Consider the following 13,253-nt stretch of genomic DNA (forward strand, 5'->3'; position numbering starts at 1 on the left):
GTTGGGAGACCCCTTGACCGCATCCGCCCGTCTGGCCGGCGTCGTACCGCCGCTGGTCACTCCGCTGACCCCTGAGTACGACGTCGACACCGCATCGCTGGCCCGGCTCATCCAGTACCAGCTGTCCGGGGGTGTGGACGGGGTGTTCGTGCTCGGCACCTCAGGCGAAGGCACCTTCCTGACCGACGAGCAGCGCCAGGTCGTGCTGGAAACAACGGTCGGCGAGGTGGCCGGACAGGTCCCGGTCCTGGCCGGCGTCATCGACACGTCGACCAACCGGGTTGCCTCCCACGTCTCCGCGGCCCTGAAGGCCGGTGTGTCCGGCATCGTCGCCACCGCGCCGTTCTACGCCGCCACCCATCCGGCCGAAATCGAGCGCCACTTCACGCGCCTGGCGGAGCTGACCGGCGACCTCCCGTTGTACGCATACGACATCCCGCCGCGCGCCGGCACCAAGCTGCCGGCGTCTCTGGTGACATCCCTCGGCGAGCGGGGCGTGATCGCAGGGGTGAAAGACTCGTCCGGCCAGGAAACCTCTCTGCGCGAGCTGGTCATCTCCCGCCGTGAGAAGAAGCTGGACGACTTCGTGATCATGACCGGCTCGGAGGTGACGGTCGACTCCGCGCTGGCGTTCGGCGTCGACGGCGTCGTCCCGGGCCTGGGCAACGTGGACCCGGCCGGCTATGTGCGTCTGTTCAAGGCCGCGGCAGCCGGGGACGCGGCGGCGGCACGCGACGAGCAGGACCGGTTGTTCCGGCTGTTCGAGATCATCAACGTCGCGGACCGCTCGCGGATGGGGGCCAGTTCGGCGGCGCTGGGTGCGTTCAAGGCCGGCCTCTACCTGTTGGGCGTGATCTCCTGCCCGCTCACGGCGTACCCCAGCATCCCCTTGGACGACACGGAGATCGCCGCAGTCCGGCCGCTGCTGGAACGCGCCGGATTACACTGAGCGATCTCAGACAATGGGAGGCCGGCAGTGACAACGGGTGGGCTCAGCCGGGCACGTGGTGCGGCAGGCAACCAGACCTTCATCCGGGACGCGATGAAGTCGTACATCCTGGAGCGCGGGCTGAAGGCGGGTGACCCGCTGCCCAACGAGCAGGAGCTGATGGCGCAACTCGGCGTCGGCCGGCACCCGCTGCGGGAGGCGATGAAGGCGCTGCAGGCAGTCGGCATCATCGAGATCCGGCATGGGTACGGCACCTATGTCGGCGAGGTGAACCTGCAGTCCCTGGAGGACGGCCTCGCCTTCCGGATGTCGCAGTCGATGGCGGGGGACCTCCGCGACGTACAGAACGTCCTGGAGGTCCGCCAGGCCATCGAGGTCGGCCTCGCCGACGACGTGGTCGACCACTTCAAGCAGCACGGCTACGAGACCCTGGAACCGATCGTCGAGCGCATGGAGGCCAAGGCCGCCGAGGGCAAGTACTTCCCCGACGAGGACTGGGCCTTCCACCAGGCGCTCTACGAGCCGCTCGGCAACGCCCTCGTCATCGACCTGCTTTCAGTCTTCTGGCGAACCTTCGCCCAGGTCGACGCCCGCCTCCCCGGCGCCCGCTACACCCCCGCCGACGCCGCCGCCTGGCACCGAGACCTCCTGGTAGCCCTGGAGTCCGGCAACCCCGCCACCTACGCCCACTCGATGAAGTCCCACTTCAACGGAATCCACACCCGCCTGGACAGCTAAGTCCGCGTGCAATCTCGACAGGACGTCTACGTCCACTGAAAGCGAGGCGCCAGCGGGCTGAGCGTGCCATGCGCGCTCGGGTGCGGACACGTCCTGTCGAGCTGGCACACCTGTGGACAATCCACCTCGTTGCTGCGCCGGTTTGGGGCACCATCGTCGGATGGAATCGGTCGGCGCGGCGCTCGAGCGCCATGGCGGTTGGGCAACGCGTGCCGAACTGATCCGGGCTACTTCCCGCCGCGCGGTGCAGGCCGCGCTCGAGCGCGGTGAGGTAGAGCGGATCGCGTTGGGGATCTATGCGTTGCCGGGCCTTCCGGTCGACGAGGTGGCCGTGCTCGCCTATGACGGGGTCCTGTCGCATGTGAGCGCTGCACACAAGCTCGGGCTGCCGCTCTTGCTGGCACCGGAGAAGCCGCACGTCACGCTCCCACCCGACCGCCACCCACGTCCGGGACCGCCGGCCGTCCTGCATTGGGCCGGGACCTCCTCTGATGAACGACGGCGCCGGATCACGTCACTGCTGCGGACAGTCGTGGATTGCTCTCGCATACTTCCGTTCAGCGAGGCCCTGGCGGTTGCGGACGCGGCCCTCGCGACCGGTCGGCTCAGCCAGGACGAGCTGCTCGCTGCTGCTTCCGCATTGCGTGGCCACGGCTGCCCGAACGCTCGCAGAACTGCCGCGGCTGCCACCCACCTGTCTGACAGCTTCCTCGAGTCCGCCCTCCGGGCGCTTCTCATCAGCGCGGGCATCGAGGGCTTCGAACCACAGATGTTGGTGACCCATGGCTGGTTTCGGGCCAGGGTGGATCTGGGGCACCGGACGGCCCGGTTGGCGCTCGAGGCGGAAGGCTTCGAGTTCCACGGGTCGCGGCGTGACTTCGCCGCCGACTGTCATCGGTACGACGAGTTGGTGGCCGCGGGGTGGCTCGTGCTCCGATTCACCTACGAACAAGTGATCGGCGAACCGGCCTGGGTCGTCGCGACCGTCCGGGCCGCGCTGGCTCGACGGCTCGTCGGCTGATCGCGTGCCATCTCGACAGGACATGTCTCCCGGACCTCGCCTGGTGGTGAGAGCGCTGAGCGTGGAGCCGACCACCTCAGCCCGACACGTCCTGTCGACCTTGCACGTTTCTCAGGCGAAGAGGTTCTCCGCGTCGACGATGGTGTAGGCGTAGCCCTGTTCGGCGAGGAAGCGTTGGCGGTGGGCGGCGAACTCGGCGTCGATGGTGTCCCGGGCGACGATCGAATAGAAGCGGGCGGTGCGGCCGTCGCCCTTGGGGCGGAGGACGCGGCCGAGCCGCTGGGCTTCTTCCTGGCGGGAGCCGAAGGTGCCGGAGACCTGGATGGCCACGGACGCCTCGGGCAGGTCGATGGAGAAGTTGGCGACCTTGCTGACCACCAGCCGGGTGATCTCGCCGGCGCGGAACGCGTCGAACAGCCGCTGGCGTTCGCGGACCGTGGTCTCGCCCTTGATCACCGGGCATTCCAGTCGCTCGCCGAGTTCGTCGAGCTGGTCGATGTACTGACCGATGACGAGCAGCGGCTCACCCGCGTGGTGCTCGGCGATCCGGCGGACCAGCTTCGACTTGGCCGGGGTGGACGCGGCCAGGCGGTAGCGGTCCTCGGGTTCGGCGGTCGCGTACACGAACCGCTCGGTCTGCTCGAGATCCACCCGCACCTCGATGCAGTCCGCCGGCGCGATCCAGCCCTGTGCCTCGATGTCCTTCCACGGCGCGTCGTACCGCTTGGGGCCGATCAGCGAGAACACGTCGCCCTCGCGGCCGTCCTCGCGGACCAGCGTCGCGGTCAGCCCGAGCCGGCGCCGGGTCTGCAGGTCGGCGGTCATCCGGAAGATCGGCGCGGGCAGCAGGTGCACCTCGTCGTACACGATCAGGCCCCAGTCGCGCGCGTCGAACAGCTCCAGGTGCGTGTACACGCCCTTGCGGCGCGTCGTCATCACCTGGTACGTCGCGATCGTCACCGGGCGGATCTCCTTGCGCGCGCCGGAGTACTCGCCGATCTCGTCCTCGGTCAGGCTGGTACGGCGGAGCAGCTCGTCCTTCCACTGCCGCGCGGACACCGTGTTCGTGACCAGGATCAGGGTGGTCGCGGACGCCTGCGCCATCGCGGCCGCGCCGACGATCGTCTTGCCGGCGCCACAGGGCAGTACGACGACACCGGAGCCGCCGTGCCAGAACGAGTCGGTGGCCTGCTCCTGGTACGGGCGCAGCTCCCAGCCGTCCTTCACCAGGTCGATCTGATGCGCCTCACCGTCGACGTACCCGGCGAGGTCCTCCGCGGGCCAGCCGAGCTTCAGCAGGGTCTGCTTGAGGTGACCGCGCTCGGACGGGTGCACCAGGACCGTGTCGTCGTCGATCCGGACGCCCAGCATGGGCTTGACCTTGTTGCTGCGCAGGACCTCTTCCAGCACCGGCCGGTCGGTCGTCACCAGGACCAGTCCGTGCTGCGGGTGCTTCTCGAGCCGCAGCCGCCCGTATCGATCCAGGGTCTCGGCGATGTCGACCAGCAACGAGTGGGGGACCGGGTAGCGGCTGTAGCGCAGCAGCACGTCGATGACCTGCTCTGCGTCGTGCCCTGCAGCCCGCGCGTTCCACAGGCCGAGCGGGGTGAGGCGGTAGGTGTGTACGTGTTCCGGCGCCCGTTCCAACTCGGCGAACGGCGCGATCGCCTTCCGGCACTCGTTAGCGTCCGCGTGCGCCGTTTCCAACAACAGCGTCTTGTCCGACTGCACGATCAGTGGACCGTCTGTCACCCGCAACTCCTATCCTCGCCCCGACCCTCCATTGTGCCTCCTCCGCCAAAACGGCTCAGGTCACTCGACCGCCCTGGCCGCGGAGATGCGGTGCAGCGCGTAGGTGCGGGGGTTGTCGGTGGTGTCGTCGTACGCGGTGAGCCAGCCGTCGGCGACGCGGACCGGCTCGACGATGCGCTCGGAGGAGTGGCCGTTGTGGTCGACGTACGCGATCCAGGTGCGGGTGTGCGCCTCGGCGGCGTTGGTGAGCACGGCGATGGTCTCCGCCGGGGCCGCGGGCTCGATCAGGCCGTCGTCGCCGGGACGCTCGGCGGCGATGCGGTCACCGGCCCGGACCTTCTCGATGACTGCCTTCACCTGGTCGTCCGTCAGGTCGAACGCGCTCTCGTTGAAGTCCCTGCTGGTACGACGACGCGGTGCCTCGCCGCGGCGCGGCGCGCCGGTCACATGCACCGATCCGTCGAACGTCTCCGCCAGCGGCGCCAGCCCGGCGTCCCGGAGCCTGCTCAGCACCATGTCCGGCGGTGACGGCGACACGACCACAGTTGGTGCCAGCCGGCGGAACCGCACACCGGGCAGATTCGAGTTGAGCAGCTGGGTCAGCACGGCCTCGTCGTCACAGCGCAGGTACGTCGACGCAGTCCCGAGCCGCAGTACGCCGTGGCGCCGCGCAACGTCGTCGATCAGGTACGCCAAGGGCTGCGGCACCGGGGTCCGGGAATGCTCTGCGAGCCACGTGTGCAGCTGCTCCGCGGTCCGTCCGAGGTCGAACGCACGCCGTACCGAGCTCTCACTGAACCGGTAGACGCCGGCACCGCCGTCCGACTCCACGTCCGCCATCGCCGACAGCTCGTCCTGCACCGTACGCACCAGGGGCCCGGGGGCAACTGCGGTGAGGTCGGCCTGCAACAGCACCTCGGAGACCGGCTCAGGCATCAGCGGACTGATCGCCTCGGCCAACTCGTCGGCCGTCGGCTCAGCTCCCAGCAAAGGCTGAGCGTGCGACGCCAGCGCGCCCAACCCGGTCAGCCCGAGCAGGGCGGCCTCGGACACGCTCCACTCGACCAGGTCGTCCCGGAACTGCCCGCCGCGTCGTGGGCGATGCCAAGCCACCCAGGTCACGACGGTCTCCGGAGCCGGCGCAGTCCCCGGACCGGCCTCGGCCAGCGCCTGCAACGCCAGTAGCCGGATCTCCGGCGCCAGCAACCGCTCCAGATCGGGTGCCAGTGCGTTGATCAACCTCTCGCGCGCAGCCGCAGTACTACCTGTGCTGTCGCGCCGGCCAATCAGCCCGATCGCGCGGAGACCTGAGAACCAGGCCATGGCGAGCTGAGCCCACCGATGCGCCAGGTCCAGCTCCAGCCAGTCGTCGTACGAACTGGTCGGCAGCCACAGCTCGCTCGTACCGACCTCAACCGCTGCTACCAGCCCAGCGGCGTACGCCATCTCGAGCACTGCCGCGGCGGTGTGCTCCTCGGCGCCGATCTTCCCGGCCAGACTGCGCAGCTCACGGACACCGACGCCACCCGTGCGCAGGACGGGCGGCGGCTCCGTGCCCAACTGCTCCAGTGCCCGGTCCACCAACCGCACCAGGTCCAGAGCCGCACCGGCAGCGGCCCGGTCCGCGATGGTGGCAGACACCTTCTTGCCGTCCAGCGGCGGCGGCACCGGACGCGTCGACGCCAGCACCCGCCCACCGCGGAGGTGCAGACCGATCTGCCGCGGCAGCACCACCGTGTTCGCGTCCTTGGGTACGACGAGACCGCGCGCCAGCAACCGCTCCACGGGAGTGCGCGCCGACGCGATCGTCACCGGCCGGTCGGCCTTCTCGACCGAGCCCGTCGGCGGACCCCAGGTCAGTTTGTCGAGGACCGCGCGCGCGTCCGCCCCGGCGTCCTCGATCAGCTTGTCCAGATCACCGAAGTGCCGCGTCGTACTCGGGCCGAGTCCCGCCGGCGTCGGTCCGAGCAGCTCGTGCACCGCACGGATCGGACGCAGGTCGTCCTCGGCTCCCCAGACCAGGGCGAGGTCGAGCAGCTCGGCGACCCGCGGCTGAACGACCTCCACCGGCTGGCCGACGCCCCGCGCCAGCGCCTCCAGGTCCACCGGCTCCGGCAGCGCGGACAGCGACTCCAGCAGGTCCACACCGAACTCGTCGAGCCGGTTGATCGCCCGCGCCGCGGACGCGTTGCTCGTCGCCCGCGCCGCGAGCTGCCCGGTGTCCGCGGGGATCGGCAGCGCCAGATCCGGCCGCCGCCGCAGCAGCTCACCGAGCGCGGCATCACCCCAGCCCCGCAACGCCTCGGCGAGGGTACGGGGGCGGGTGGGCTCGGTCGTGCTCATCCCTACAACGGTACGGGATCCGCGCCGAGGTCGGTCAGGATCTTCGCCACGGTCTCGTCCAGCGTGCTGTCCGGGCCGATCACGGTCTGCTCGACGCCGTCGAGTACGTCGCGCTCCCGGTACCAGTCCTGCATCATCTCGGGGCTGACGCCGGGCAGGTCCCGCGTCCCGTGCCGAACCACGGTCTCCGCGAACGGGATGTCGAAGTAGTAGTGCAGGGTCGTGCCGCGGTGGTCCGTGGTGAGCCGGCGCAGCATGTCGCCGTACCGCGCGGCGTCCAGGATGCCCTCGAGCACCACGTCGTACCCGTGGTCGAGCGCGTAGCGGACGTTGGTGTCGATGAGCCCGATGTTCACCCCGGCAGGGTGGTCGTGCTCGCGCAACAGGATGCGGCGGATGTGGTCCTGCTCGACCCACGCCGTACCGCGGCCGAGGCGTTCGCGCAGCGTTCGGGCAGTGGTGGACTTGCCGGAGCCCGAGTTGCCGCGCAGCACGACCAGGCGGGTGTCCGGACTCCCTGTCACTCAGCTGCTCCGGCGTGTCCGATCCGGTGGAAGCCGACGCGTTCGTAGACGGCTGCGACCGCATCCGACTCGGCGGACAGCAGTACGACGTCCACACCGTTGTCCAGCGCGTGCTCGACCAGTGTCGAGGTCACTGCGGCACCCAGGCCACGCCGGCGCATGGACGGCAGCGTGCCGACGCCGACGATCTCCGTCATGGAGCCGACCGGCTGATGAGTCCCGCTGGCGACCATGCCCTCGTCGGTGAACGCGCTGGCCGTCACAGAGACTCCACGCCGCATCCGATCCTGCAGGGCCGCTACTGTGTCGGCCGCCATCCCTGCAGCCGCGGCGTCCCGCTCTGCCGGCCCGGCCGAGCCAACAGCTGTGCCTGGCTCACCGAATGCGAGCCCGGCGACCGCACGGGCCTGTCGTACCGGGCCCTCGTCCGCCGAGATGATCTCGCAGCGGGCATCTGCCACGGCAGGACGGAAGTCCGCGCGCTCCAGCACCAGCAGGGGGTGCTCGACCACAGTGAGGCCGGCTGCCGCGGCTGCCGGACCCAACGACGGGCAGGTCTCCACGACCCACTCGAAGCTCAGCGGGATCTCCAGCTCGGCACACCGCTCCCGCACGAGCTCGATGTCAGCCGGCTGGATCGTCGCGCCCGAACCGGGCACCGGGCGTGCGTAGTACGGCCAGATCGTCGTACTGCGGAACAAAGTGAACGGCCCGACCTGTTCGGGAACCGCGCCGGACAAGGGAACCTTGTGCAGGTAGTCGTCGACTCGCGTGATCATCGCGAAGCAGTGAACCACCCCGGCAGCCCAAGCGCCACCGACTATGTCGAAGTGCGCCGTCCGGCTCCGACGTTCCCTACGTCAGCCACGACGAGCGAGGAGCATCAGATGGAGAAAGTGACGTCAGCGGACGGCACGACGATCGCCTACGACCGCTTGGGCAGCGGGCACCCGCTGGTCCTGGTCGGGGGCGCGCTGTGCGACCGGCACGCGCTCAGGCCGCTGGCCGACGAGCTGGCCGGCGACTGCGACGTGGTGACGTACGACCGCCGCGGCCGCGGGGACTCCGGCGACAGCACCCCGTACGACGTCCAGCGCGAGGTGGAAGACCTCGCCGCGCTACTGACTGCCTTCGGCGGTACGGCCGCGGTCTACGGGCACTCGTCCGGCGCCGGCCTGGCGGCGATCGCCGCGAGTCAGCTGCCGTTCACGAAGGTGGTGCTGCACGAGCCGCCGTACGGACCCGACGACGTGGACCCGACGGACGACGGCGAGCGGGTGCTCGAACTGATCCGCGAGGGCCGGAACCGGGAGGCCGTCGAGCTGTTCATGCTGATGACCGGTGCGCCACAGCCCGACGCGCTGGAGGTGGCCGCGCTACCGGGCGTCGCGGAGCTCGCGCCGACGCTCGCGTACGACTTCGCTGTGATGGCCCACGAGGCCAACACACCGGTAGAGACGCTCCGTGCGGTCACGCAGCAGACCCTCGTGGTCGCCGGGACCGCGACCGCGCCGTTCATGCTCGACGCGGCCCACCGGATCGTCTCGATCCTGCCGAACGCGACGCTCATCGAGCTCCCCGACCACCACCACGTCGTACCGCCGGAGGTGCTCGCCCCGGTGATTCAGGCGATGATCTCGATGGACACCTTGTCCGGGTAGAACGCGACGTGCTCGCGGATGTCCGCGACCGCGTCGTACGGCTGCTCGTAGGTCCAGACGGCGTTCACCAGGTCCGGCAGGATCGAGTAGTAGGACGCGTCGCCCTTGTACGGGCAGTAGGTCTGGTGCTCGGTGCGCTCGAGTCGCGTGAAGTCGACGTCCGCGCGCGGGATGTACTGCACGGCCGGATAGTTCGCCTCCTGCAGCGACAGCGCGTCGCGGGTGTCCGCGATCACCACGTCGCCGACCTTCACGACCACCCGGTCCGGGTTCTTGCGCACGGTGATCGGGTGGTCCGGTCCGGGAATCTTCACAGTCTTGTCCGCCATAACCGCTGACAACCCCGCCCGGCCCGGCGCCATTCCCCGGATCGGCGATGATCGGCGGATGGAGTTCCGACAGATCCAGTACTTCGTCACCGTCGCGGAGCTGCTGAACTTCGGCCGCGCCGCGGAGCAGCTCGGGATCGGCCAACCGGGCGTGAGCCAGCAGATCGCCCGTCTGGAACGCGAGCTCGACGTCCAGCTCTTCGACCGCTCGGCCCGCGCCGTCCGCCTCACCGAGGCCGGCCAGCGCTTCCTCCCCGCCGCCCGCTCCGTCCTGGCCGCCGTCGAACACGCCCGCACCGCCGCCACCGCCGTTCCCACCCGCCGCCTCCGGCTCGGAACCAGCACAGGACTGGGCGAACGGCTCGAGGTCGTCGTTGCGGAGCTTTCGTCCGAAGGCCTACACGTGGAGCTGGAGAGTACGTCGACGCGCGCCCGGCTGGAGCGGGTGAAGGCCGGCCAGCTCGACGCGGCCTTCGTCCGCGGCACGGATGCGGCAGCCGGCCTGGAGTTCGTCCCGGTCTGGGACGATGACCTGCTGATCGCCCTGCCCAGGACTGCCGCGCCGGGGCACGACGTCGACCTGACCGATCTTCGCGAACTTCCCCTGAGGATCACCGACCGCCGCACGAACCCGCCGCTGGTCGACCTGGTCCTGTCGGCCTGCGCCGCCGCCGGCTTCGAACCGGTCCTCGGCCCGCGCTCGAACAACCTGCAGGACACCCACGCCGCGATCGGCGCCGGCGCCCCGAGCTGGACCGTCATCTACGAGTCCCACGCCCGCCTGCTCCGCGAGGGACGCGTCGTCTTCCGCAGACCACACCCACGGCTGGCGCTGACCACCAGCCTGGCGGTCCCGGCCGGTGCGACGGTCGGCGGCGACCTCGCCGTACTGCTGGAGGCCTGCCGGAGGGCGTCCGATCAGTTCGAGTGATCGGAGGACATCGCAACTGCGTCTCGTTCGCGGCGGCTCTGGCGACTGGAATGGGCTCAGAAGCCGTCAACGAAAGGAAATCCGATGCCTGTCGTCACCGTCCTGCAGGGTCCGCGGACCCCGGAACTCAAGCGCGAACTGGTCCAGAAGGTCACCGACGCGTTCGTCGACAGCCTCGGCGTCCCGGCCGAGAGCGTCCAGGTCTGGATCCAGGAGACCCCGCCGGAGAGCTGGGCGATCGGCGGCACGCTCACCGCCGACAAGTGAACCCAGCCCTGCCTGCGGTCGTCGGGTCAGTCCGCGGTGAGCTCGACGACCAGGCAGGGGCCGCCGTCGAAGGCGCCGCCGTCGATACCCAGGGCCAGACCGTCGGCGTACAGGTGCGGCCCGGTCAGGAACTGCGGGTCGATGCCGAGCTGGTCGGCGACGATGCTGTGGCCGTGCACGATCCGGCGGCCGCCGAGATGCTGCAGCATGATCCGGGCCACCTCGGGACCGCTCGGGCCGCGGAACGCGTACCGCGACGTCATCCGGCGCCAGATCTCCCACCACACCTCGATGTCGTCGGAGTGCAGCTCGGCCCGGGCCGCGGCGTTGATCTGGTCGATCGTGTCGCCCCACTCGACGTACTCGGCGGTGTCGGAGTGCATCAGCAGCTGGTCGGCGTCCAGGCCGAGCATCGGCCGGTCGAGCAGCCAGGCCACGTCGTCGTCGGTGAGCAGCTCCTGGTCGCGGTCCTGGCCGCCGTTCAGGGCCCAGGAACGCTCGAAGCTGCGCAGCGTGAGGCCCTCGTGCGGGACGAACGTGTCGCCGAACTTGTACATCCCGAGCGCCAGGATCTCGTGGTTGCCGAGCAGCATCCGGACCGCGCCGTCGGGTGCCTGGTCGATCAGGCCGCGCACGGAGCGCAGGACGCCGATCCCGTCCGGGCCGCGGTCGAAGAAGTCGCCGAGGAACCACAGCCTGACGTCCGCGCCCGCCCAGTTGCCGTCGGCATCGGTGAGGCCGGCGGCGTGCAGCGCGGCGGTCAGTTTCTCCAGGTGGCCGTGGATGTCGCTCACGGCGTACACCCGGGTCACGTCATCCCCGCAGCGTCAGCACGATCAGTACGACGTTGAGGGCCGTGACGGCGGTGGCTACCAGGCATGCCGCGAGAGTAGTCGCCCGGCGGTTGACGAAGTCGCCCATGACGCGCCGGGAGGCGGTCAATCTCACCAACGGCCACAGCGCGCACGGGATGCCGAAGCTCAGCACCACCTGCGAAACCACCAGTGCGCGGCTGGGGTCGATACCGATCGCAAGGACGAGCAGCGCGGGGATCAGGGTGATCAGGCGCCGCACCGGCAGCGGGACGTGACGCTGCCAGAAGCCGTCCAGGATGACCGAACCGGCGTACGTCCCGACCGACGAGGACGCGAAGCCGCTGGCGAGCAGCGCCAACGCGAACAGCAGGGCCGGCAGCTGACCGAGCCGGTCACCGATCGCGACGTGGGCCGCCTCGAGCGAGTCGGCGCCCGTGCCCTTCAGGGCAGCCGCGGCCACTACGACCATCGCCAGGTTGACCGCCCCGGCAAGCGCCATCGCGACCGCGACGTCGAGCCGGGTGGCCCGCAGCACGCGGGACTTGCCGTTCTCGGAGCGGATGGTCTTCCAGTGCCGGTCCGTCACCAGTGCGCCGTGCAGCCAGATCGCGTGCGGCATCACGGTCGCGCCGAGCATGCCGGCCGCCAGTACGAGCGACTCGGTGCCGTCCAGCCGGGGCACCAGGCCGCCGACGACGCTGCCGGCCGACGGGTCCGACTTCACGGTGGACACCACGAAGCCGACCAGTACGACGGCGAGCAGGCCGATGATCGCGGCCTCGAACGGCCGCTGGCCGCGTTTCGACTGGTAGACCAGCAGCGCGAACGACACCACACCGGTGATCACGCCGCCGACCAGCAGCGGTACGCCGAACAGCAGGTTCAGCGCGATCGCGCCGCCGACCACCTCGGCCAGGTCGGTCGCCACCGCCACCACCTCGGCCTGCGCCCACAGCCCGGTCGACGTCGAGCGCCGGAACTCGTCGCGGCACAGCTGCGGCAGCGTCCGCCCGGTCGCGATGCTGGCCTTGGCCGCCAGGTACTGCACCAGGACGGCCATCAGGTTGGCGCCGACCACCACCCAGCACAGCAGGTAACCGTACGTCGCACCGGCGGCGATGTTGGTGGCGAAGTTACCGGGGTCGACGTACGCGACGGCAGCCACGAACGCCGGCCCGAGCAGTAACAGCCCGGACCGACTCAGTTGCCGCCGCAGCGGTGCCGGTGCGTACATGAGAGAAGTCTCTCTGTCTGTACCCAGCGCGCAACCCCTGTGCGCGTTTTGAGACGCGAGTTACGCCCAGGCGAAGTGCACATCCAGGGTGACCTCGACGCTGCTGTCGCCCGGAGTGACGTTGATCGCGGCGTCGAAGTTCGCCTTCCGGCCCGCGGCGGACGCCGCGTACCGGATCGGGAACGCGTTCTGGGTCTCCGCGATCGCGGTGACCGATCCGAGCGAGAACCCGGCCAAGGCGGCCAGGTGCTCGGCCTTGGTACGCGCCTGCTGGAAAGCGAGTTCCCGGGCCTGCGTCAGCAGCTCGGACTTGTCCTCGATGTCGAACTGCAGCCCGTTCAGGGTCAGACTGTTGCCCGCAGCATCGACCGCCGCGTTCAGTAGCGCGCCGAACCCCGTGAGGTCCTTCGTCTCGACCTGGATCATGTGTGACGCCTGGAACCCCACGTCCGTACCGGGCTCCCTGAAGTGCTGGAACACGTTCACCGCGCTCGTGCCGAGCTGCGACTCCACGACACCCCGACCATGCAACGCCGCGGTCACAGCCTCAGTGAGCTCGCCGACTCGCGCGACCGCAGTCGCCACGTCCGGTGCGAACGCCTCCACCCCGAATGTCGCTCGCAACACATCCGGCGCACCACTGACCTGCCCCGACCCGACAACAGTCACCCCAGCATCCATAACGGTCA

General features: G+C 69.9%; 14 protein-coding genes. 6 read left to right on the forward strand and 8 right to left on the reverse strand.

Annotated elements, in window-relative coordinates:
* Window positions 1–13 precede the first annotated feature (13 nt).
* The 3 genes from ABZX12_RS34430 (at window position 14) to ABZX12_RS34440 (ending at window position 2,708) form a co-directional block, all read left to right on the forward strand.
* Window positions 14–949 (forward strand): dihydrodipicolinate synthase family protein, encoded by a 936-nt coding sequence (locus ABZX12_RS34430; RefSeq protein ID WP_355699614.1) that lies wholly within the window; start codon window positions 14–16, stop codon window positions 947–949.
* A 27-nt stretch (window positions 950–976) separates the two neighbouring features.
* Window positions 977–1,687: an FCD domain-containing protein gene (locus tag ABZX12_RS34435; RefSeq protein WP_355699615.1), complete on the forward strand. Its 711-nt coding sequence runs from the start codon at window positions 977–979 to the stop codon at window positions 1,685–1,687.
* A 160-nt stretch (window positions 1,688–1,847) separates the two neighbouring features.
* A complete protein-coding gene (locus ABZX12_RS34440) occupies window positions 1,848–2,708 on the forward strand; it encodes a DUF559 domain-containing protein (protein ID WP_355699616.1) in 861 nt (286 codons plus the stop codon).
* 111 nt (window positions 2,709–2,819) lie between these two features.
* Here the strand turns inward: ABZX12_RS34440 and ABZX12_RS34445 are convergent, their stop codons facing one another.
* Genes ABZX12_RS34445 through ABZX12_RS34460 form a run of 4 tightly spaced genes read right to left on the reverse strand, consistent with a single transcriptional unit; the run spans window position 2,820 to window position 8,106 of the window.
* Window positions 2,820–4,460, reverse strand: coding sequence for a DNA repair helicase XPB (locus ABZX12_RS34445; protein WP_355699617.1), 1,641 nt, complete (start codon window positions 4,458–4,460; stop codon window positions 2,820–2,822).
* A gap of 60 nt (window positions 4,461–4,520) precedes the next feature.
* On the reverse strand, window positions 4,521–6,803 hold the full coding sequence (locus ABZX12_RS34450; protein WP_355699618.1) for a helicase-associated domain-containing protein: 2,283 nt from the start codon (window positions 6,801–6,803) through the stop codon (window positions 4,521–4,523).
* 2 nt (window positions 6,804–6,805) lie between these two features.
* A complete protein-coding gene (locus tag ABZX12_RS34455) occupies window positions 6,806–7,327 on the reverse strand; it encodes an AAA family ATPase (protein WP_355699619.1) in 522 nt (173 codons plus the stop codon).
* Window positions 7,324–8,106, reverse strand: coding sequence for a GNAT family N-acetyltransferase (locus tag ABZX12_RS34460; protein ID WP_355699620.1), 783 nt, complete (start codon window positions 8,104–8,106; stop codon window positions 7,324–7,326). The genes ABZX12_RS34455 and ABZX12_RS34460 overlap by 4 nt, the downstream gene beginning before the upstream one ends.
* Window positions 8,107–8,214: 108 nt before the next feature.
* On the opposite strand from ABZX12_RS34460, the gene ABZX12_RS34465 reads away from it, so the two are divergent.
* A complete protein-coding gene (locus ABZX12_RS34465; protein WP_355699621.1) occupies window positions 8,215–8,988 on the forward strand; it encodes an alpha/beta hydrolase in 774 nt (257 codons plus the stop codon).
* On the opposite strand, the gene ABZX12_RS34470 is transcribed toward ABZX12_RS34465, so the two are convergent.
* The gene (locus tag ABZX12_RS34470; protein ID WP_355699622.1) at window positions 8,952–9,317 is read right to left on the reverse strand and encodes a DUF427 domain-containing protein; all 366 of its coding nucleotides are present in this window, start codon (window positions 9,315–9,317) and stop codon (window positions 8,952–8,954) included. The genes ABZX12_RS34465 and ABZX12_RS34470 overlap by 37 nt on opposite strands.
* Window positions 9,318–9,375: 58 nt before the next feature.
* Here ABZX12_RS34470 and ABZX12_RS34475 point away from each other — a divergent pair, with 58 nt between their 5' ends.
* Window positions 9,376–10,248, forward strand: a complete 873-nt coding sequence (locus ABZX12_RS34475) for a LysR family transcriptional regulator (RefSeq protein WP_355699623.1) — start codon at window positions 9,376–9,378, stop codon at window positions 10,246–10,248.
* Between the two features lie 84 nt (window positions 10,249–10,332).
* The gene (dmpI, locus tag ABZX12_RS34480) at window positions 10,333–10,515 is read left to right on the forward strand and encodes a 4-oxalocrotonate tautomerase DmpI (RefSeq protein WP_355699624.1); all 183 of its coding nucleotides are present in this window, start codon (window positions 10,333–10,335) and stop codon (window positions 10,513–10,515) included.
* A gap of 26 nt (window positions 10,516–10,541) precedes the next feature.
* Here dmpI and ABZX12_RS34485 read toward each other — a convergent pair whose 3' ends face one another.
* Genes ABZX12_RS34485 through ABZX12_RS34495 form a run of 3 tightly spaced genes read right to left on the reverse strand, consistent with a single transcriptional unit; the run spans window position 10,542 to window position 13,233 of the window.
* Window positions 10,542–11,309 carry a metallophosphoesterase gene (locus ABZX12_RS34485; protein ID WP_355699625.1) on the reverse strand — a complete coding sequence of 256 codons (768 nt, stop codon included), beginning with the start codon at window positions 11,307–11,309 and terminating at the stop codon, window positions 10,542–10,544.
* A gap of 19 nt (window positions 11,310–11,328) precedes the next feature.
* Window positions 11,329–12,564: an Nramp family divalent metal transporter gene (locus ABZX12_RS34490; RefSeq protein WP_355699626.1), complete on the reverse strand. Its 1,236-nt coding sequence runs from the start codon at window positions 12,562–12,564 to the stop codon at window positions 11,329–11,331.
* Between the two features lie 60 nt (window positions 12,565–12,624).
* Complete coding sequence (locus ABZX12_RS34495; protein ID WP_355699627.1) at window positions 12,625–13,233, reverse strand: SIMPL domain-containing protein; 609 nt, start codon at window positions 13,231–13,233, stop codon at window positions 12,625–12,627.
* Window positions 13,234–13,253: the final 20 nt, after the last annotated feature.

This window comes from Kribbella sp. NPDC003505, assembly GCF_040610875.1.
In the GTDB taxonomy this organism is placed as follows: domain Bacteria; phylum Actinomycetota; class Actinomycetes; order Propionibacteriales; family Kribbellaceae; genus Kribbella.